This window comes from Plantibacter sp. M259 (genome assembly GCF_006065115.1).
Classification (GTDB): domain Bacteria; phylum Actinomycetota; class Actinomycetes; order Actinomycetales; family Microbacteriaceae; genus Plantibacter; species Plantibacter auratus.
The window spans coordinates 1990486-2009258 of sequence record NZ_CP040750.1 but is presented as its reverse complement, the minus strand read 5'-3'; the positions used below and the strand labels follow the sequence as shown (position 1 = coordinate 2009258).

Genomic DNA, 18773 nt, shown 5'->3' with positions numbered 1-18773 from the left:
TCGGTTGAGCCGATGGTTTTGGAGGGCACCGTGCTGGACGTCCGACGGCTCCGCCTGCTGCGCGAACTCAAGATCCGCGGGACGATCGCCGAGGTCGCCGCAGCCCTCAACTTCAGCCCCTCCTCCGTGTCGCAGCAGCTCTCCGTCCTCGAGCAGGAGACCGGTGTCGAGCTCCTGCGGAAGGTCGGTCGACGGGTGCAGCTCACCCCGCAGGCCGAGATCCTCGTGGGACACACGGACGCCCTCCTCGACACGCTCGAGCGCGCCGAGGCCGACCTCGGGGCGTCCCTCACGACCGTGTCGGGCACCATCCGTGTCGCGGTCTTCCAGTCGGCGGCGCTCGCGCTCATGCCGGCGGCCCTCAGCGCCATGCGCCGCGACCACCCGGACGTCCGCGTCGAGATGGTGCAGCACGAACCGGAGACCGCCCTGGCCGAGACCTGGGCGCGCGACTTCGACGTCGTCGTCGCGGAACAGTACCCCGCCCACGCCGCCCCGAGGCACCCCGGACTCGACCGCCGTCAACTCGCCACCGACCCGATCCGACTCGCGTGCCCGCCGGTCGCGAACGAGATCCACCCGGTCCTGCGCATCGAGGATGCGGCCGACCTCCCCTGGGTGATGGAGCCGCGCGGAGCGGCGTCACGCCACTTCGCCGAGCAGTTGTGCCGCCGTGCGGGGTTCGAGCCTGACGTCCGCTACCAGACCGCCGACCTGCAGGCGCAGATCCGGTTGATCGAGTCCGGCAACGCGGTCGCCCTCATCCCCGACCTCCAGTGGGCGGGCGAGCCGGCCAGCTGCCGCCTCGTCGACCTGCCCGACCTCCCGCGACGCACCATCTTCACCTCCGCGCGCGAGGCCGGCGTCACCCGCCCGGCGATCGTCGCCTTCCGCGCCGCCCTCGAGGACGCGGCGGCCTAGCCAGGACGGGCGGGAACGCTGCCAGCGAACGCGGCGCGCAAGGGGGGTGCACCTCCCAGCCGCCGGTGCTTGGCTGGAACTCCCGCATTCCTCCGAAGGAGCATCCGCATGACCGACACCACCACACGCCCCGCAACCGCCGCCGGCACCTTCTCGCTCGGCGGCGACCTCACCGTCAACCGACTCGGCTACGGCACGATGCAGCTCACCGGCGAGGGCGTCTGGGGCGAACCCGACGACCGCGACGGCGCCATCCGCCTGATCAAGCGCGCAGCCGAGCTCGGCGTGAACTTCTTCGACAGCGCCGACGCTTACGGCCCCGACGTCACCGACACCCTCCTCCGCGAAGCCCTGCACCCCTACGACGACATCGTGATCGCGACGAAGGTCGGCCAGACGCGACAGGGTCCCGGCGAGTGGACGCCCACGGGCGTGCCCGCCTACCTCCGCCAGCAGGTCGAGCTCGGCCTCCGCCGTCTCGCCGTCGACCGCATCGACCTCCTGCAGTTGCACCGGATCGACCCGACGGTGCCGTTCGAGGACCAGATCGGCGAGCTGCGCAAGCTGCAGGACGAGGGCAAGATCCGGCACATCGGCCTCAGCCAGGTCAGCGTCGCCGAGGTCGAGGCGGCTCAGCAGATTGCTCCGATCGCGTCGGTGCAGAACCTCTACAACCTCACCGATCGCTCCTCGGAAGACCTCCTCGACTGGTCGACCGAGCACGGCGTCGCCTTCATCCCGTGGTTCCCGCTGGCGACCGGCGCCCTCAGCAAGGAGGACGGCCCGCTCACGCAGCTCGCCGAGCGACACGATGCGACCCCGTCGCAGCTCGCGCTGGCCTGGCTGCTCAAGCGCTCGCCCGTCATGCTCCCGATCCCGGGGACGTCGAGCATCGAGCACCTCGAGGACAACCTGCAGGGTGCGACGATCGAGCTCACCGACGACGAGTTCGAAGAGCTGTCCGCCGTCTCGGAGTAACGCTCCCACCGCCCTTCGACAGGCTCAGGGACCGGCAACACGGCCGCCGGTCACCACCCTTCGACAGGCTCAGGGACCGGACCGTCGGTCACTGCCCTTCGACAGGCTCAGGAACCGCACCGCCGGTCACTGAGCTTGTCGAAGTGCCGCGCAGCTCAGGGATGGAACGCCCGGCTCAGCGGAGCCGCTTCGACAGCTCGTGCGCCTGCTCCAGGAGCAGGCCACCGAGGAACGCCTGGCGCTCAGGCCGGAACCGGGACTCGATCCCGGTGAGACTGAGCGCCCAGGCGGGCTTCCCCGCCGCGTCGAACACGGCCGCGCCCATGCCCCAGCTGCCCTCGAGGATGAGCGCCGGGTTCACCGCGTACCCGCGCTCGCGCGTCTCGCGGGTCCGCTCGCGCACGCGGTCGGCGGCGTGCGCCTCACCCCACCGCTCGACGAGATCGGCGCGACCCAGGTAATCGTCGATCTCCTCGTCGCTCGAGAACGCGAGGATCGCCAGTCCCGCCGACGCGACCCCCAGGGGGAAGCGGACGCCCTCGGTCAGGACGAACGACCGCACCGGGAAACTCCCCTCCTCGCGCAGCAGACACACGGTCTCGAACCCGCGACGCACCGAGAGGAAGGCGCTCTCGCCGCTCTCGTGCGCGAGGATCCGCACGCTCTCCCGCGCGAGCTCGGCGACGTCGTACCGCTCCGCCGCGAGCGATCCGAGGAGGAACAGCTCCGGACCGAGGTGCCACCGGGCCGCCCGGGCGTCGTGGTCGAGGAAGCCTTCGGCCGCGAGCGAGGCGAGCAGGCGGTGCGCCGTCGGCCTGGTCAGCCCGGCCGCCGCGGCGACCGCAGAGGACGACGCACCGCCGGGGTGCTCCGACACGATCTTCAGGATCCGACTCACGCGCGAGACGACCTGGGCGCCACGCATCCCCTCAGCCACGTCGCTCCGTCAGCTTGTCCACATGGTGAGCCTACGCCGCAGCCGGGACCACGTCATGAGCGAATCCGGGATCGGGCCAGATGCGACCTTTGACACCGCAGGACCGCTGTGACTGACTACAGGAGACGAACGGTCGGCACCACCATGTGGGCAGGCCGGTCCGCCATCCACAAGGGAGTGACATGACGAAACACTGGTCGAGCGCCGCCGAGGCGTTGCACGAGGTCGTCCGGGACGGAGCGACCATCGCGGTCGGCGGGTTCGGCCTGAGCGGCAACCCGACCGACCTCATCGAGGCCCTCCGGGACACCGGTGCCACCGACCTCACGATCGTCTCCAACAACATGGGCGTCGACGGCAAAGGCCTCGGCATCCTCCTCGAGAACCGACAGGTGCGGAAGGTCGTCGCGTCGTACGTGGGCGAGAACAAGCTCTTCGCCAAGCAGTTCCTCGACGGCGAGCTCGAGGTCGAGTTCACCCCGCAGGGCACGCTCGCCGAGCGGCTTCGCGCAGGCGGTGCCGGGATCGCCGGGTTCTACACGAAGACCGGTGTCGGCACCCCGGTCGCGGAGGGCAAACCGACGGAGGTGTTCGACGGCGAGACCTACGTTCTCGAGCGTGGCATCGTCGCCGACGTGGCCCTCGTGCACGCGTTCCGCGCCGACAGCGAGGGCAACCTCGTCTTCCGCCACACTGCACGGAACTTCAACCCGATCGTCGCGACCGCCGGCCGACTGACGATCGCCGAGGCCGAGGAAGTCCTCGAGGACGGCTACCTCGATCCGAACACCGTCGTCACCCCCGGCATCTTCGTCCAGCGCATCGTCACGGCGACGCCGCGGGTGAAGGACATCGAACAGCGCACCGTCCGCCCGGCGGCCGCCGCCACGACACCGGCAGGAGCCTGATCATCATGTGGACGAGAGACGACATGGCCGCGATCGCGGCGACCGAACTCCGCGACGGCGAGTACGTGAACCTCGGCATCGGCATCCCCACGCTCGTCGCGAACCACGTCCCGCCGGGGGTCCACGTCACGCTCCAGAGCGAGAACGGCCTCCTCGGCATGGGCCCCTTCCCGATCGAGGGCGAGGAGGACGCCGACCTCATCAACGCCGGCAAACAGACGGTCACGCTGCTCGAGGGTGGGAGCTACTTCGACTCGGCGACCTCGTTCGGCATGATCCGCGGCGGCCACGTGCAGCTGGCCATCCTCGGCGCGCTCCAGGTGTCGGGTGCCGGCGACCTCGCGAACTGGACGATCCCGGGCAAACTCGTCAAGGGCATGGGCGGCGCGATGGACCTCGTCGCCGGGACGCCACGGGTGGTGGTCGTCACCGAGCACGTCGCGAAGGACGGCAGCCCGAAGATCGTCGAGCAGTGCGATCTCCCACTCACCGGCGTCGGTGTCGTCGACCGGATCATCAGCGACCGCGCCGTCTTCGATATCGTCGAGGGGGCGCTCGTCCTACGGGCCTTCGCGCCCGACACGAGCGTCGCCGAGCTGCGCACCCTGACGGGCGCGGAGTTCTCCGTCGAACTCGACCCCACCACCACCGGCGAGGTGCCGACCGCACCCGCCACGCCTCAGGAGGCACACGCATGAGCACCGTCATCGTCGGGTACGCCCGCACCCCGTTCGTGAAGTTCAACGGGGCGTTCGCGTCCGTGCCGGCCACCGAGCTCGGCGCCCACGCCATCCGCGCCGCGCTGTCCCGGGCAGGGGTCGACGCCGCCGACGTGCAGCAGGTCATCGCCGGCCAGGTGCTGCAGGGCGCCGCCGGCCAGAACCCCGCCCGGCAGTCCGCCGTCGGGGCCGACATCCCCTTCACCGTCCCCGCCATCACCGTCAACGCCGTGTGCCTTTCCGGCATGGAGGCGATCGTCAGCGGCACGCGTCTCATCGACGCCGGCGAGGTCGACGTCGTCGTCGCGCTCGGCCAGGAGTCGATGAGTCTCGCCCCGCACGCCTGGTCGGGCTCGCGCGCCGGCAAGCGCTACGGCGCCATCGAGCTCGTCGACACCCTCGACCACGACGGCCTGACCGATGCGTTCGAGCACCGGTCGATGGGGTCGTCCACCGAAGAGCGCAACGGCTCACTCGGCATCGCACGCCCGGAGCAGGACGCCTGGGCGGCCGGGTCACACCAGCGGCTCGCAGCAGCGGCGGACGTCCAGGCCGAGGAGATCGAACCCTTCTCCGTGCCTGGGCGCAAGGGCCCGACGATCGTGAGCGCCGACGATGGACTCCGCGCCGACACCACCGCCGAGTCGCTGGCCGGGCTGCGTCCCGCGTTCGGCGGCGAGGGCACGATCACCGCGGGCAACTCCTCCCAGATCACTGACGGAGCCGCCGCGGTGGTGCTCATGAGCGAGGAGGCTGCTGCTGCCCGGGGTCTCACCCCGATCGCCCGCGTCGTCGCGCACGCGCTCGTCGCCGGACCCGACGTCAGCCTGCACGCCCAGCCCTCGAACGCGATCGTCGCCGCCCTCGCGAAGACCTCCCACACGACGGGCGACCTCGCAGCGGTCGAGATCAACGAGGCGTTCGCCGCCGTGTCGGTCCACTCGACCGACGAGCTCGGCGTGGATCCCGCTATCGTCAACGCGAACGGCGGCGCGATCGCCCTCGGTCACCCGATCGGCGCCTCCGGCACCCGGATCGTCGGCCACCTCGCTCGCCGTCTCGCCGCCGCGGGTTCGGGTTCGATCGGCGCAGCCGGCATCTGCGGCGGTGGCGGCCAGGGCTCCGCGATCATCCTCGAGGCCGTCTGACCCGTCCGTAACTCCTGCTGGGCGCTCGGCGCCGATCCCCGCCCGTGCGCAACTCCTGCTGATCGCGCCGCGTCGCCGCACGCCCCGGCGTGTCGGGTGAGCCGCACAGCTCCAAGCAGGAGTTGTGCGCACGGGCGGGGATCACCGCCTCGGAGGAGCAGGAGTTGTGCGCGGGGCGAGCTGGCCGCGCTGCCGACTCAGACGGGCTCGCCGGTGACGGTGTAGCGGAGGTGGACGACGCCGGCTTCGAAGCGACGCTCGTCGACGAGTTCCAGGCGTCGCCGGAGGTTGACCGGCAGCGCACGCAAGCCGCCACCGACGATCACCGGCGAGAGGAACAACTGCACCTCGTCGACGAGCCCGGCGGCCATCGCCTCGGCTGCGAGGTGCGGGCCGCCGACACTGAGGTCGCGGTCCGATTCCGCCTTCCACCGGCGCACCGCCTCCGGGTCGAACGATCGCTCGAGCGTCGTCCGGGCCGTCGAGACCGCATCGAGCGACGTCGAGTACACGACCTTGTCGGCCGCGAGCCACAGTGCGGCGAAGTCGGCGATCTCGCGAGGCTCGTCCGGCAGCTCGTCCGCCGTTTCCCAGAACGTCATGATCTCGTACATGCGTCGGCCGAACAGGTAGGTGCCGATCGGCCGGGAGAGCTCGTTCACGAAGGCGTGTACCTCGGCGTCCGGTGCGCTCCAGTCGAAGTGGCCCTCCTCATCGGCGAGGTAGCCGTCGAGCGAGCTGATCGCCGAGTAGATGAGCCTGCCCATGTGTCCTCCGTCGCCAGTGCCGGTAGGCGAGAGGCTAGGCCGCAGAGGCGACCGCCCACAAGGGGTCGCTCCGGCACCGGCGATCAGGCGGGCGGGATCACAAGCGTCGCGAAGGAGTCCGCGGGCAGGGTCGGCGTGATGACGTCGTCGCCCACCACGATCTGCACGGGCAGCGGTTCGCCAAGGTCGTTCTGCATCACGAGCACGACGCCGCCGTCCGGGTTGCGGAAGGCGAGCAGGTTCTCGTGCCCGGTCCAGCTCATCGTCGCGAGCCGTTGCGCACCCGGCTGCAGGAAGTGCCCCAGGTGCCGCATGAGGAAGTACTCGTGGGTGTAGCGGAAGGTCCGGGTCTCGGGGTCCACGACGACGAGCGAGTTCTGCGCCCATCCCCAGCGGCTGACCCCACCCTCGGTGAGCGCGAGGTTCCAGTACGTGTAGGCCTGCGCGCCGTGCGTGAAGAAGTGGCGCATGAGTCCCCAGGTGTGCCGCACGAAGCGCCAGTCGTTCCGGCCGTCGCCGCACTCCTGCTCGGTCTGGTAGAGCGCGAGGTCCGGGTGGGCGTGATGCACGGCAGCGATCGCGCCTTTGCCGGCCCACTGGAATCCGACTCCGGCGACCCATGGGCCGGCCGCCGGATCCTGGAGCACGGTCTCGATCTGCGCGTCGTGCGGCCGCTCCTGCGTGCCGAGGAAGACCCGCACTCCGAGACGGTCCATCTCCGGGCCGAGGACGGCGATGAACCGCGCGAGCCCCTCGGCCGTCCACACGCAGCTCGGGAAGACCTGCGCCGAGTTGAACTCGTTCTGCGGCATGACCATCTCGACGCGGATGCCCTCCTCGCCGTAAGCCTCGACGAAGCGGGCGAAGTACCGGGCGTAGGCCTCGAGGTAGCGGTCCTCGAGGATGAAGAGATCGGTCCCCTCGGAGCCCAGCTGGTCGTCTCGGATGCCGTTGTCGACGCCGGACCCCGGCCATGGGCGTGCGGCCGCGTAGTGCCCGTTCGTCTTCATCCAGGTGGGCGGGCTCCACGGCGACGCCCAGAGACGCAGGTCGCCCTGGTACCGCTGCGCCGCCTGGATGAAGGGGACGAGCGTCGCGCGGTCGTGGTCGATGCTGAAGTGCTCGAGGTCGAAGTCGCCGTCGACCTCGTCGTAGGAGTACCAGTCGGTGGAGAAGTCGTTGGCGCCGACGGGCATGCGGCAGAGCGAGAGGTTCAGTCCTGCACCCGGCGTGAAGAGGTCGGATAGGATGCCCTCGCGGTCCGCTTCGGGCAGGAGGCCCAGCGCCGTCCAGCCGAGTTCGTTGAAGCATCCGCCGATACCGTCGACGGTCTGCTGCGGGTTCGTCACGTCGACCATGACGTTCGGCATCCCCGCGAGTCGTCCGAACCCGAGGGGCTCCTGCTCCTGCCAGGGCGCGTCCTGGGTGGTCACGACCCAGCTGACCGACCGCGCTGAAGGCGTGGTGCCTCCGCTGGCGACGGGGCTGCTGGCGGGACTGCTGCTCGTCATCGAGTGCCTTTCGACAGGGGTCCTCCGTGGACCGCGACCGGTGCTCCCACCAGTATGTTGCAGAACCCGCGAAAACCGAAGAGCAGTCGGCATTCACGATCGGGCGCGGCGCGCAGCAGGGCTCACCCGAGCGGCACACCCGGGGAACCCCGCTGGTACGCCGTCGGCGGGCGGTCGTACACTCGGTGGATGGCCGATTCCACGACGGTCCGGGAGCCGCAACCCGGAGCAGACCTCCCCGACGCCCGCGGGCGCACCGGGCTGCACCGGACCGGTCTCGACCTCACCGGCAACCCGCGCGTCCAGGTGACCGACGTGGAACTGGTCGCCGCCGCCTGGCACGTCCTCCGCCGGACGACCCTGCGGGTCCAGGACCGCTCAGGCGCGTGGTCGACGCAGCAGCGCGAGACCTACGACCGCGGCAACGGCGCGACCATCCTGCTCTACCACGGTGACTCCCGGAAGGTCTTGCTCACCAGGCAGTTCCGCTACCCGGCGTACGTCAACGGACACCCGACCGGCGAGCTCATCGAGACCGCCGCCGGCCTGCTCGACGATGACGATCCCGAGACGGCGGTCGCCCGTGAGGCCCGCGAGGAGACCGGGTTCGCGGTCGAGGCAGTCCAGCATGTGTTCGACGCCTTCATGAGCCCCGGCTCCGTGACCGAGCGCCTGCACTTCTACGCGGCCGAGTACGACCCCGCTGCGCGTCTCGGCGACTGGGGCGGGCTCGCCGAGGAGGGCGAGGAGATCGAACTCCTCGAACTCGACATCGACGACGCGATCGCGCGCATCGGCGACGACATCATCGACGCGAAGACCATCATGCTGCTGCAGTGGGCGAGGCTCTCCGGCCCGTTCGCGACAGCACCGACGCCTGTTCCGCCTGCACCACCCGCACGCTAGTACCGCCGAGACTCCCGGACCCCGAGCTCGCCAGAACACCGTGCCACCCGTCTCCGGGTGGCCGATCGGCGAACCCGAACACCGGTCGGCCCCCCGGTCCCCTGCCCGTCAGGCCGAGCGGATGACGTCCGTGAGCACCGCGCAGCCGAAGTCGAGCGCGTCGAGCGGCACACGTTCGTCGACACCGTGGAACATTCCGGGGAAGTCGAAGTCCGCCGGCAACCTGAGCGGGATGAACCCGTACCCCGTGATGCCGAGTCGGCTGAGCGCCTTCGCGTCGGTGCCGCCGGGGATGAGGTGCGGGAGCACGGTCGCACCGGGATCGTGACGCTCGATGACCGCCTCGATCACCGAGACCAGCTCGCCGTCGTTCGGTGACTCCATCGCGATGAGCTCCAGCTGGACCTCGACGTCGACCCCCTCGCCGGCCGCCTCGCGGATGCGCGCGATGACCTCGTCCCGCTGGCCGGGCAGGAACCGGGCGTCGACCGTCGCGGTCGCGGACTCGGGGATCACGTTCTCCTTGTACCCGCCGGAGATCATGGTGACGTTCGCCACGTTCTGCAGGCCGGCGCGCAGCCGCGACGCGCTGGGACCGACGAGCGCGGCGAGTTCGAACGGCGACAGCTCGGAGGATGCTCCGGTCAGTTCGCGCAGCCGCTGGAACAGGTGCGTCGTCGTCTCGGTGAACGACACCGGCCAGTCGAGCGCGCCGATCCGACCGACCGCGGCGGCGAGCTTGACGATCGCCGAATCCTGGCTCGCGAGCGAGGCGTGACCGGCGGCGCCGTGGGCGGTCAACCGCAACCAGAGCACGCCCTTCTCGCCGGTGTTGAGCAGGTACGCGCGGGTGTCGGCCCGGTCGCCGAGGGTGACGCTGTAGCCACCGCCCTCGCTGATCGCGTCGCGGACGCCGGCGAACTGCTCCGGGTGGTGCTCGACCATCCACTGCGAGCCGAGGACGCACCCGGCCTCCTCATCGGCGAAGAACGCCAGGACGACGTCGCGCTCGGGCTGCTCCCCCGCCGTCACCATGCGCCGGACCGATGCCACGATCATCGCCACCATGTTCTTCATGTCGACGGCGCCGCGGCCCCACAGCATGCCGTCGGCGATCTCGCCGCCGAACGGATCGACCGTCCATGCGGCCGCGTCGACCGGGACGACGTCGAGGTGTCCGTGCAGCAGCAAACCGGGCAGGGTGCGGTCGCGTCCTGGCCACCGCGCGACGAGGTTCGTCCTGCCGGGCTCGGCCTCGAAGCGCTCGCACACGATCCCGACCTCACCAAGGAGGCGTTCGACGAGGTCCGCCGCGCGGGACTCGCCGACGGCACGCCCGCCGCCGTAGTTCGAGGTGTCGATCCGTATGAGGTCGCGCGTGATGGAGACGACCTCCGAGAGACCGACCGGGTCGCTCACGCGCTCGCCCACGCTCATTCGGCGGTCCGCGGGACCACGGTGAACCGGCGGTTGGCGAGCGAGGGAACCCGCGCCCGCACGGCGTCGAGTCGCGCCGGATCGAGCTCGGCGAAGACGACCCCTGGTGCCTCGCCGGCGGCGGCGATGACGACGCCGGCGGGGTCGACGATGATCGAGTTGCCGGTGGCGAGCGGGCCGGTCTGGTTGGCGCTCACGACGTAGGCGGTGTTCTCGATGGCCCGGGCGCGCACGAGGGTGGTCCAGGCGTCCTCCTTGCCGGGGCCGACGATCCACATCGCGGGCAACAGGATGACGTTGGCGCCGGCGTCGATGAGACGCCGGGCACTCTCCGGGAAGCGGAGGTCGTAGCAGGTGAAGGCGCCGATGCGGAGGTCGCCGAGCTCGAGGACGAACGGTTCGGTGAGCTCGCCGGCCGAGATGCCGTCGCTCTCCGCGTATCCGAAGGCGTCGTAGAGGTGCACCTTCCGGTACGTCGCGGTGATGTCCCCCTCGGCGTCGATCGCCACGAGCGTGTTGTAGGGCAACCCACCGGGGTTCTCCTCGATGGTGCCGACGACCGTCGGGAGGGAGCGCGCGGCAGCTGCGGCAGCGACACCCGTGATGAATGGGCCGTCGAGTGGTTGGGCGATCGCGGCGAGCGCGCTCGGCGGTTCCGAGGTGGCGTAACTGCTCATCTCCGGCAGCACGAGCAGTTCGGCGCCGCCCGCCGCGGCCTCACCGAGCAGGGCGACCACACTGGCGAGGTTCTCGTCGATGTCCGTTCCGGCGGAGAACTGCCCGGATGCGATGCGCATGTGAAACCTCGTTCCGTGGGAAGGGCCGCGACCGTCAGCGCGCGGCCGTCCAGCCACCCTATGCCGAGAGTGGGGGCGTGCGCCGCCGGAGCCGGAGCCGGCCCTGGCTCACGAGGATGCCGAGCACGACGATCACGCCGCCCACCGGCTCGTTCCAGTGCAGGATCTCACCGAGCACGAGGATGCCGAGGACGACACCGACCAGGGGCGTGAGGTACGTGACGGTGGACGCCGCCGTCGGGCCCCAGGAGTCGACGATCGTCGTCATCCAGATGTAGGCGACGCCGGTACCGAGCGCTCCCAGCGCGAGCATGCTGAGGACGACCGGCGCGTCGAGCGACACCGGCTGCATCGCGATGAACGGCGAGAGGACGAGCATGATGACGGCGGCGAGCGAGATCTCCACGGCCGAGATGACGACCGCGTCGTAGCTGTGGGTGCCGAGGACGAACTTCCGGAGATAGACGAAGGCGATGCCGTAGCAGAGGGTTGCGCCGAGGCAGGCGAGTTGCGCCGGGATGGACTCGAGGATCGCCGGGTCGGCCAGGACGCGCCAGGGGCCGACGACGATCGCGACGCCGAGGGCGCCGACGAAGATGCCGAACACCTGCAGGCGGTTCAGCCGTTCCTTCGGCAGGAACACCGCGCCGACGGCGAGCGTCATGATCGGCGTGGTCGCGTTGAGGATGCTCGACAGGCCGGACGGCAGGAACTGTCCCGCCCAGGAGAACAGGAGGAAGGGGGCGACACAGAGGAAGACGGAGACGACGGCGAGGTGCGCCCAGAGCCGACGCTCCCGCGGCCAGCGGCGGCGGGTGACGAGCATGATGATGCAGAGCGTCAGGGCGCCGAGCACCACGCGGGACAGCGCGACCTGCGCCGGAGCGAGTCCGGTCAGGCCGGTCTTCATGAAGAGGAAGCTGGCGCCCCAGATGAGTGCGGCGCCGAGATAGGCGCCCAGCACCCTGCGGGACCCTGGTGCGACGAGCGCGGTGACACGGGTGTTCGGTGCTGCGGTGCTCATCGTGCTCCCTCGAGTCGGACGACTCAGCTTGGCATCACCCACCGACGCGCGAGTGCACCGTTCTGCGACCCGGACGTCCTTGTCTCAGGACTCCTCCGGCACGCCGCCCTGCTCCCCGGGCGACGCGCCGAGTTCTCCTGAGAACGGTCCGGTCGGTCAGACGGCGGTGGCGACGGGCTCCAGCCGGTGGATCGCCTCCACGAGCGGCGCGAGTTCCGGGAGCGACTCCGCGGTGGTGAGCGACTCCTCCAGGGCGTGGTCGTGCACCGGTCGGGCCTCCTCGAGCAGCGCCTTCCCGGCGGCCGTGAGCTCGGTGTAGACCCCTCGGCGGTCGTCGGCGCACAGGACGCGGGTGAGGAGCGCGCGGTCCTCGAGGCGGTTGACGAGCCGGGTGGTGGCGCTCGGCGACAGGGCCGTCGCGCGGGCGAGCTGCTGCATGCGCATGTGCCAGCCGTCCTGGCGCCCCAGGGCGTCGAGCACGGTGTACTCGACCACGGAGAGCCGGGCCTCGGCCTGCAGCGCACGTTCCAGATCGGACTCGATCGATCCATACAGGGCGGCGAGTGTCCGCCACCCCTGTGCGCGGATCTCAACAGCGTCGTCGGCGATGCCCATCGGGACTCCTCGGTTCGAACATCGATCAATTGATTGCAGACGCACATAGTTGCTTGCGCTATTACCTAGCGCGTGCAACGATATCTATCGCGCGTCTGCAACTATCAGCGTACGCGTCCCGGCTGCAGGCCACCAGCACTCTCCCCACGACCCCCGGAATCGCAGGAATCGTTATGCCACTCGGTCTCATCGCCCTCGCCCTCGGCGGCTTCGGCATCGGCCTCACGGAGTTCGTCATCATGGGGCTGTTGCCCGAGGTGGCGGCCGACTTCGGCGTCTCGGAGGCCGCCGCCGGCTGGCTCATCTCCGGCTACGCCCTAGCCGTCGTCGTCGGAGCCCTCGCCCTCACCGCGGCGGTCACCCGACTGCCGAAGAAGCCCGTCCTGTTGGCACTGATGGTGCTCTTCATCGCCGGCAACCTCGTCTCCGCACTCGCCGGTGACTACCAGGTCATGCTCGCCGGCCGCATCCTCGCCGCCCTCAGCCACGGAGCGTTCTTCGGCATCGGCTCGGTCCTGGCGGCGGCGATGGTCCCCGCCCACAAACAGGCCGGCGCGATCGCGATCATGTTCACCGGCCTCACCGCGGCGAACGTGCTCGGCGTCCCCTTCGGCACGCTGCTCGGCCAGCACTTCGGCTGGCGCTCGACCTTCTGGGCCATCACGGTGATCGGGGTCATCGCCTTCGTCGGCATCCTGACACTCGTGCCGAAACCGAAGCGTGACGAAGCCCCGGCGTCGCTCCTCGCCGAGCTGCGCGCGTTCCGCTCCGGCCAGGTCTGGCTCTCGATCGCTGTCACGGTCCTCGGCTACGGCGGCATGTTCGGCGCCTTCACCTACATCGCGTACACACTCACGGAGGTCAGCGGCTTCGCCTCGACCACGGTGCCGTGGCTACTCATCCTCTTCGGCGTCGGGCTCCTGGTCGGCAACATCGTGGGTGGCAAGGCGGCCGACCGGAACATCGACCGGACGCTCATCGTCGTCATCGCGGTGCTGACCGTGATCCTGGTCGCCTTCGCCGCGACCGCGCAGTCGCCCGTCGCCACCGTGATCGCCCTCGTCCTCATGGGCGGCTTCGGATTCGCGACCGTCCCCGCGCTGCAGATGCGGGTCATGCGGTACGCGTCGGCTGCTCCCACGCTCGCCTCGGGCGCGAACATCGCCGCGTTCAACCTCGGCAACGCGCTCGGCGCCTGGCTCGGCGGCGTCACGATCACCGCCGGCCTCGGCTACACCTCGCCGATCTGGGCCGGTGCGGCCATCACCCTGCTCGGCCTGATAGTCATCATCGGTGCGTCCACCGCCGCGAAGCGCTCCCGCCGTCGTCCACAACTCCTGCAGGATGAGACCGCCGTCGCCGCCCGCGAGGAGATCCCGCACCCCGTGTGAGCCGCGCGCGACTCCAGCAGGAGTTGTGAACGCTCTGGGCTGCGCACCTCGACAAGCTCGGTGACCGGGGTAGGCGCGCTCGGTGACCGGGACAGCAGCGAGCGGCGAGCGGAGGGCGGAGGGCGCGCTACCGTGGGCGGATGAGCCGAACCCCTCGCCCCAGTGACACCATGATCGCGGTCGCCGAGCACTGGGCGGCCGAGCGACCGGCGATGCAGCCCGGTAGCCCGACCATCACGATGCTCGGCGCGGGCACGGCGAACGAGGTCGCAGCGGTCGAACTCGACGGCGGCGAGCGCGTCATCGTGAAGCTCTCCCCTGCGGACGCGGCCGGCCTCACCTACGAGCGGTCCCTCATGGCGACCGAGGCGCTCGCCCTCCGCATCCTCGGCCGTGCGGAGGTGCCGCAGCCGGAGATCGTCTTCGAGGCGACGCTCGACGGACGCGACGCCCTCGTGATGACCGAACTCACCGGCCGACCGGCGAACAGTACCGAGACCGTCCCCCTCGCCCGCGACGTCCTCGGCCGCACGCTCGCCCGTCTGCACGAGGCGGGGCGCACGCCGTTCCACGTGGAACCAGGCGACGTCGACCTCCCGGCGGAGGCCGCGTCCACCGATCCGGCGACCGGCCTCGCCGAGGGGAACCGATTCGGCTACCCCTTCCGCCCGGAGCTCCAGGCGGCGAGCGCCGCGGACGCCTACCGACTCATCGTGGAAGCTGTCCTCGCCGACGCCCTGCGGTTCGGGGTCGACCTCCCGGTCGCTGCTGACGAGATCCGACACCTGATCGACAACGCACTGCCGGCCTTCGACAGCGTGACGGAGCCGACGCTCGTCCACTTCGACCTCTGGGAGGGCAACCTCCTCGTCATGCCCGAGCACGGGGCGGAGGCAGCGCAACTGACCGGCGTCATCGACCATGAGCGCGCGCACTGGGCCGACCCCGCCGCCGACCTCGTCTCGCTGGCGCTCTTCACCGACGTGCCGGACACGGTCGCCGCCGACTCGGAACTCCTCCGCGCCTACCTCGAGACCTCAGGCCGCGAGCTCCTCCCCGACGAGGACGCCCGGGCCCGCGCGCGCCTGTGGTCCCTGTACCTCGCCCTCGTCATGGTGGTCGAAGGCGTCCCGCGTGGCTACGAGGGCGACTGGTTCGACGAGCACGACGCGTCGGTGCGCACGTGGATCGGTGACATCGCGGCCTCGCTCGCCTGACTCGCGCGACTCCCCCGGTCCCTGAGCCGACCTCCTCCGGTCCCTGAGCTGACCTCCTCCGGTCCCTGAGCTGACCTCCTCCGGTCCCTGAGCTGACCTCCTCCGGTCCCTGAGCTTGTCGAAGGGCGGTCGTAGGCACTTCGACAAGCTCAGTGACCGGGGTGGGGGCTCAGTGACCGGGGTGGGGGCTCAGTGACCGGGGTGGGGGCTCAGTGACCGGGGTGGGGGCTCAGTGACCGGGCAAGCTCGGTGACCGGGAGTTGTGCGCAGCCGCGGTTGCGCGCGGCCGGACCGGCGCGGCTAGACTGGTCGGCTCGCCAGGCGGTGGGCGGCCCGGCGCGAACCAGCGTGGGCCCGTTCGGGAGCGATCGGCTCCCTGGAGAGTGCGCACCATGGGCTACATCGACGTCAGCGACCTCAGCTACACGCTGAGCGACGGACGGACCCTGCTGGACGAGGTCTCGTTCCGCGTCGGCGAGGGGGCGATCGCCGCGCTCATCGGAGCGAACGGCGCCGGGAAGACGACGCTCCTGCGGATCATCCGCGGCGAGCTCCCGCCCGACTCCGGGGTCGTCTCCATCGACGGCGGCCTCGGCGTGATGGACCAGTTCGTCGGTCGCGGCGACGACGACCGGACGGTCCGCGACCTGCTCGTCCAGGTCGCGCCTCCGCGGGTCCGTGCGGCCGCAGAGGCGGTCGACCGCGCCGAGCTCGCCCTCATGGAGGACGACGTCGAGGCGACCCAGATGGCCTACGCGACGACGCTCGCCGAGTACGCCGACGCCGGCGGGTACGACCAGGAGGTGCTCTGGGACAGCTGCTGCGAGGCGGCGCTCGGGGTGCCCTACGACCGCGCGCAGTGGCGGACGCTCGGAACGCTGTCCGGCGGCGAGCAGAAGCGGCTCGTCCTGGAGGCCCTGTTCCGCGGCCCCGAGCAGGTCCTCCTCCTCGACGAGCCCGACAACTCCCTCGACGTCCCGACGAAGCGCTGGCTCGAGGGGATGCTCGCCGAGACCCGGAAGACCGTCCTCCTCGTCTCCCACGACCGCGAGCTCCTGGCGCAGGCGGCGACCCGCATCATCACCCTCGAGGTCGGCGCGGCCGGCAGCACGACGTGGACCCACGGCGCGAGCTTCCGCAGCTACCACGAGGCCCGCGACGCCCGCCTCGACCGACTCGACGAACTCCGCCGACGCTGGGACGAGGACCGCGTGAAGCTGCGCGCCCTCGTGCTGCGTCTGCGCGAGCAGGCCAAGTTCAACGATTCCATGGCCTCCCGCTACCGCGCCGCGCAGACCCGACTCGCCAAGTTCGAGGAGGCCGGTCCGCCGGAGGAGCGGCCGAAGGACCAGCAGGTCACGATGCGTCTCCGCGGCGCGCGCACGGGCCGCCGCGCGATCGTCTGCACGGGGCTGGAACTGACCGGCCTCATGCAGCCGTTCGACGCGGAGATCTGGTTCGGCGAGCGCATCGGCGTCCTCGGTTCGAACGGTTCTGGCAAGTCGCACTTCCTCCGGCTGCTCGCCGGCGGTGGGACGGATCCCGATCCGGGCGCGGGTCACCTCGCCGCAGCGGGCGACGCGCTCGTCCCCGTCGAGCACGACGGCCATGCCAAGCTCGGCGCGCGCGTGCAGCCGGGGTGGTTCGCACAGTCGCACCGGCACCCCGAACTCGTCGGCCGGACCCTGCTCGACATCCTGCACCGCGGCGACGAGCACCGGTCGGGTCTCCCCCGCGAGGCCGCCAGCCGAGTGCTCGACCGCTACGGTCTGGCGGGCGCGGCCGAGCAGCCGTTCGAGTCCCTCTCGGGCGGACAGCAGGCGCGCATGCAGATCCTCCTGCTCGAACTGTCCGGCGCCACGCTGCTCCTGCTCGACGAGCCCACCGACAACCTCGACCTCGTCTCGGCGGAGGCGCTCGAGCAGGGTCTTGCGGATTTCGAGGGCACCGTGATCGCGGTCACCCACGACCGCTGGTTCGCGCGCGGCTTCGACCGCTTCCTCGTCTTCGGCTCCGACTGCCGGGTCCAGGCCTCCGACGAGCCGGTCTGGGAGGAGACCCGCGTCGACCGTGCGCGATAGCGGGTGTCGCCGCAGTTTCACCGCCCAGCCGGAAGACTGAGGCGACACCCCCCTGCATGAGTCGCCGCCTTGGTCAACCCACCGCCATCCTCAGGACCGTTCCCTACGCTGGCAGCAACAACCCGAGCTCGGAGGTGATGGTCTTGCAGTACAGCATCACCATCGGCCGCGCCATCTACGACATCGAGCCGGGTGTCGACCTGCCTGCGCTCATGTCCGAGATCGAAGCCGCCGTCCAAGCCGGCGGCCGATTCGTCCGGGTGCCGCTCTCCTCCGACCGGACCATCGACGTGCTCGTCAGCCCTGGCCTGCACATCACGGTGGAGTCGTTCGCGAACCGTGCCCTGGAGATCGTCCCCACGATCGAGACGGGGACGCTGTCCGGTCTCGACGAGTACGACGAGTTCGGCGAATTCTGACCCGACCGGCCCCGACGTCTATGAGCCGAGCGTCGTGCTCGGGTACTCGCCGAAGCGGTTCGTGTACGAGGCGGAGAAGCGTCCGAGGTGGGCGAACCCCCATCGGTTGGCGATCTCGGCGACCGTGGCCCGCCCCGGGTCGGCCTTCCGGAGTTCCTCTTGTACGCGATCGAGCCGGACGCGCCTGAGGTAGTCGATCGCCGTGATGTCGTGTTCCTTGCGGAAGGCACTCTGCAGACTGCGCTGGCTCATGCCGGTCGCCTCCGCCACGTCCTCGGTGCGAATGGGGAGATGCGCGTTGGCGATCATGAACTCGACGGCGGCGCGCGTCTTCCCACCGGTCGGTACCCCGATCTCGACCGGTGCGTGGAGCGCGGTGTGCGGGAACGTCTCCAGGAGCGCGACCGCTGCCGCCCGATTCGCCTCTGCCCGGAGGAGCGTTGGACTCGCGTCGTCGTAGATGACCCGGGCGACGGACGTCACCGAGGCGGCCCAGCGACGCAGCTGCTCACCGGTCGGCCGGGCCGTGGTGTCGAAGAGGATCGGTCCGCTCGTCCCCTCCACCTCGCCGGCCACCCGCTCGAGGAACGACCCGTCGAAGTGCATCAGGTTCTGTCGGTAGTCCGTGAAGTCGAACTCGGCGAGCCGGTTGTTCGCGAACATCGCCGGCTGACCGTGCACGAGTCGCACCGGATCTCCGGCGAGGTCGGTGGCGCCGCTGCCCCCGGTCAACCACGAGACGATGTACTCGCCCTGCGTCAGGACCGTGCCCGTGACGTGACCGTCGAACTGGGTGCCGCGCAGCGTGAGCTCATCGTCGCCGATGGCGGTGTACCGGAAGGTGAACTCCGACTCCGTGGGTTCGATGAGCATCGAGCCGGCGTTGTAGGCACCGGCGAACAGGTCGCGGGCCTCATCGACGTCGCGACCTGCGACCTCGGACCGCTCGGCGGGTCCCGTGTGTTCGCTCATCGCTCATAGAATCTCACGACGATGC

General features: G+C 70.5%; 18 protein-coding genes. 10 read left to right on the top strand and 8 right to left on the bottom strand.

What is annotated here, in order from left to right; all coding sequences use genetic code 11:
* Window positions 1-30: 30 nt before the first annotated feature.
* On the top strand, window positions 31-921 hold the full coding sequence (locus FGL15_RS09295; RefSeq protein WP_138945818.1) for a LysR family transcriptional regulator: 891 nt from the start codon (window positions 31-33) through the stop codon (window positions 919-921).
* 108 nt (window positions 922-1029) lie between these two features.
* The gene (locus FGL15_RS09290; RefSeq protein ID WP_079000486.1) at window positions 1030-1899 is read left to right on the top strand and encodes an aldo/keto reductase; all 870 of its coding nucleotides are present in this window, start codon (window positions 1030-1032) and stop codon (window positions 1897-1899) included.
* A gap of 175 nt (window positions 1900-2074) precedes the next feature.
* On the opposite strand, the gene FGL15_RS09285 is transcribed toward FGL15_RS09290, so the two are convergent.
* The gene (locus FGL15_RS09285) at window positions 2075-2824 is read right to left on the bottom strand and encodes an IclR family transcriptional regulator (RefSeq protein WP_138945817.1); all 750 of its coding nucleotides are present in this window, start codon (window positions 2822-2824) and stop codon (window positions 2075-2077) included.
* Between the two features lie 194 nt (window positions 2825-3018).
* Here FGL15_RS09285 and FGL15_RS09280 point away from each other — a divergent pair, with 194 nt between their 5' ends.
* The 3 genes from FGL15_RS09280 to FGL15_RS09270 are packed head-to-tail and all read left to right on the top strand — an operon-like array spanning window position 3019 to window position 5611.
* A complete protein-coding gene (locus FGL15_RS09280) occupies window positions 3019-3744 on the top strand; it encodes a CoA transferase subunit A (RefSeq protein ID WP_138945816.1) in 726 nt (241 codons plus the stop codon).
* Window positions 3745-3749: 5 nt separating this feature from the next.
* Complete coding sequence (locus FGL15_RS09275) at window positions 3750-4442, top strand: CoA transferase subunit B (protein ID WP_369808440.1); 693 nt, start codon at window positions 3750-3752, stop codon at window positions 4440-4442.
* Window positions 4439-5611, top strand: coding sequence for an acetyl-CoA C-acyltransferase (locus FGL15_RS09270; RefSeq protein WP_138945815.1), 1173 nt, complete (start codon window positions 4439-4441; stop codon window positions 5609-5611). Before FGL15_RS09275 ends, FGL15_RS09270 begins: the two co-directional genes overlap by 4 nt.
* 197 nt (window positions 5612-5808) lie before the next feature.
* On the opposite strand, the gene FGL15_RS09265 is transcribed toward FGL15_RS09270, so the two are convergent.
* A complete protein-coding gene (locus FGL15_RS09265) occupies window positions 5809-6378 on the bottom strand; it encodes a dihydrofolate reductase family protein (protein WP_138945814.1) in 570 nt (189 codons plus the stop codon).
* Between the two features lie 83 nt (window positions 6379-6461).
* Window positions 6462-7889: a glycoside hydrolase family 30 beta sandwich domain-containing protein gene (locus FGL15_RS09260; RefSeq protein ID WP_138945813.1), complete on the bottom strand. Its 1428-nt coding sequence runs from the start codon at window positions 7887-7889 to the stop codon at window positions 6462-6464.
* Window positions 7890-8078: 189 nt separating this feature from the next.
* Here FGL15_RS09260 and FGL15_RS09255 point away from each other — a divergent pair, with 189 nt between their 5' ends.
* Complete coding sequence (locus tag FGL15_RS09255) at window positions 8079-8795, top strand: NUDIX domain-containing protein (RefSeq protein WP_138945812.1); 717 nt, start codon at window positions 8079-8081, stop codon at window positions 8793-8795.
* Window positions 8796-8903: 108 nt separating this feature from the next.
* Here the strand turns inward: FGL15_RS09255 and FGL15_RS09250 are convergent, their stop codons facing one another.
* The 4 genes from FGL15_RS09250 to FGL15_RS09235 form a co-directional block, all read right to left on the bottom strand.
* Window positions 8904-10232, bottom strand: coding sequence for a M20/M25/M40 family metallo-hydrolase (locus tag FGL15_RS09250; RefSeq protein ID WP_138945811.1), 1329 nt, complete (start codon window positions 10230-10232; stop codon window positions 8904-8906).
* Window positions 10229-11029 (bottom strand): carbon-nitrogen hydrolase family protein, encoded by an 801-nt coding sequence (locus FGL15_RS09245; protein WP_138945810.1) that lies wholly within the window; start codon window positions 11027-11029, stop codon window positions 10229-10231. The genes FGL15_RS09250 and FGL15_RS09245 overlap by 4 nt, the downstream gene beginning before the upstream one ends.
* Before the next feature lie 58 nt (window positions 11030-11087).
* Complete coding sequence (locus tag FGL15_RS09240; RefSeq protein ID WP_138945809.1) at window positions 11088-12053, bottom strand: DMT family transporter; 966 nt, start codon at window positions 12051-12053, stop codon at window positions 11088-11090.
* A gap of 156 nt (window positions 12054-12209) precedes the next feature.
* Window positions 12210-12668 carry a MarR family winged helix-turn-helix transcriptional regulator gene (locus FGL15_RS09235; protein ID WP_138945808.1) on the bottom strand — a complete coding sequence of 153 codons (459 nt, stop codon included), beginning with the start codon at window positions 12666-12668 and terminating at the stop codon, window positions 12210-12212.
* A 173-nt stretch (window positions 12669-12841) separates the two neighbouring features.
* Between FGL15_RS09235 and FGL15_RS09230 the strand changes: the two genes are divergently transcribed.
* The 4 genes from FGL15_RS09230 (at window position 12842) to FGL15_RS09215 (ending at window position 17776) form a co-directional block, all read left to right on the top strand.
* Window positions 12842-14059, top strand: a complete 1218-nt coding sequence (locus tag FGL15_RS09230) for an MFS transporter (protein WP_138945807.1) — start codon at window positions 12842-12844, stop codon at window positions 14057-14059.
* 140 nt (window positions 14060-14199) lie between these two features.
* The gene (locus tag FGL15_RS09225; RefSeq protein ID WP_138945806.1) at window positions 14200-15276 is read left to right on the top strand and encodes a phosphotransferase family protein; all 1077 of its coding nucleotides are present in this window, start codon (window positions 14200-14202) and stop codon (window positions 15274-15276) included.
* Between the two features lie 392 nt (window positions 15277-15668).
* Complete coding sequence (locus FGL15_RS09220) at window positions 15669-17357, top strand: ABC-F family ATP-binding cassette domain-containing protein (RefSeq protein WP_138945805.1); 1689 nt, start codon at window positions 15669-15671, stop codon at window positions 17355-17357.
* Window positions 17358-17500: 143 nt separating this feature from the next.
* Window positions 17501-17776 (top strand): hypothetical protein, encoded by a 276-nt coding sequence (locus FGL15_RS09215; protein ID WP_138945804.1) that lies wholly within the window; start codon window positions 17501-17503, stop codon window positions 17774-17776.
* Between the two features lie 18 nt (window positions 17777-17794).
* On the opposite strand, the gene FGL15_RS09210 is transcribed toward FGL15_RS09215, so the two are convergent.
* Window positions 17795-18748, bottom strand: coding sequence for a helix-turn-helix transcriptional regulator (locus FGL15_RS09210; RefSeq protein WP_138945803.1), 954 nt, complete (start codon window positions 18746-18748; stop codon window positions 17795-17797).
* Window positions 18749-18773 lie beyond the last annotated feature (25 nt).

Coding starts and splice junctions, on each gene's coding strand:
- FGL15_RS09290 (WP_079000486.1), top strand. CDS start 1,030: ATGACCGACACCACCACACGCCCCGCAACCGCCGCCGGCACCTTCTCG.
- FGL15_RS09285 (WP_138945817.1), bottom strand. CDS start 2,824: ATGCGTGGCGCCCAGGTCGTCTCGCGCGTGAGTCGGATCCTGAAGATC.
- FGL15_RS09280 (WP_138945816.1), top strand. CDS start 3,019: ATGACGAAACACTGGTCGAGCGCCGCCGAGGCGTTGCACGAGGTCGTC.
- FGL15_RS09275 (WP_369808440.1), top strand. CDS start 3,750: ATGTGGACGAGAGACGACATGGCCGCGATCGCGGCGACCGAACTCCGC.
- FGL15_RS09270 (WP_138945815.1), top strand. CDS start 4,439: ATGAGCACCGTCATCGTCGGGTACGCCCGCACCCCGTTCGTGAAGTTC.
- FGL15_RS09265 (WP_138945814.1), bottom strand. CDS start 6,378: ATGGGCAGGCTCATCTACTCGGCGATCAGCTCGCTCGACGGCTACCTC.
- FGL15_RS09260 (WP_138945813.1), bottom strand. CDS start 7,889: ATGACGAGCAGCAGTCCCGCCAGCAGCCCCGTCGCCAGCGGAGGCACC.
- FGL15_RS09255 (WP_138945812.1), top strand. CDS start 8,079: ATGGCCGATTCCACGACGGTCCGGGAGCCGCAACCCGGAGCAGACCTC.
- FGL15_RS09250 (WP_138945811.1), bottom strand. CDS start 10,232: ATGAGCGTGGGCGAGCGCGTGAGCGACCCGGTCGGTCTCTCGGAGGTC.
- FGL15_RS09245 (WP_138945810.1), bottom strand. CDS start 11,029: ATGCGCATCGCATCCGGGCAGTTCTCCGCCGGAACGGACATCGACGAG.
- FGL15_RS09240 (WP_138945809.1), bottom strand. CDS start 12,053: ATGAGCACCGCAGCACCGAACACCCGTGTCACCGCGCTCGTCGCACCA.
- FGL15_RS09235 (WP_138945808.1), bottom strand. CDS start 12,668: ATGGGCATCGCCGACGACGCTGTTGAGATCCGCGCACAGGGGTGGCGG.
- FGL15_RS09230 (WP_138945807.1), top strand. CDS start 12,842: ATGCCACTCGGTCTCATCGCCCTCGCCCTCGGCGGCTTCGGCATCGGC.
- FGL15_RS09225 (WP_138945806.1), top strand. CDS start 14,200: ATGAGCCGAACCCCTCGCCCCAGTGACACCATGATCGCGGTCGCCGAG.
- FGL15_RS09220 (WP_138945805.1), top strand. CDS start 15,669: ATGGGCTACATCGACGTCAGCGACCTCAGCTACACGCTGAGCGACGGA.
- FGL15_RS09210 (WP_138945803.1), bottom strand. CDS start 18,748: ATGAGCGAACACACGGGACCCGCCGAGCGGTCCGAGGTCGCAGGTCGC.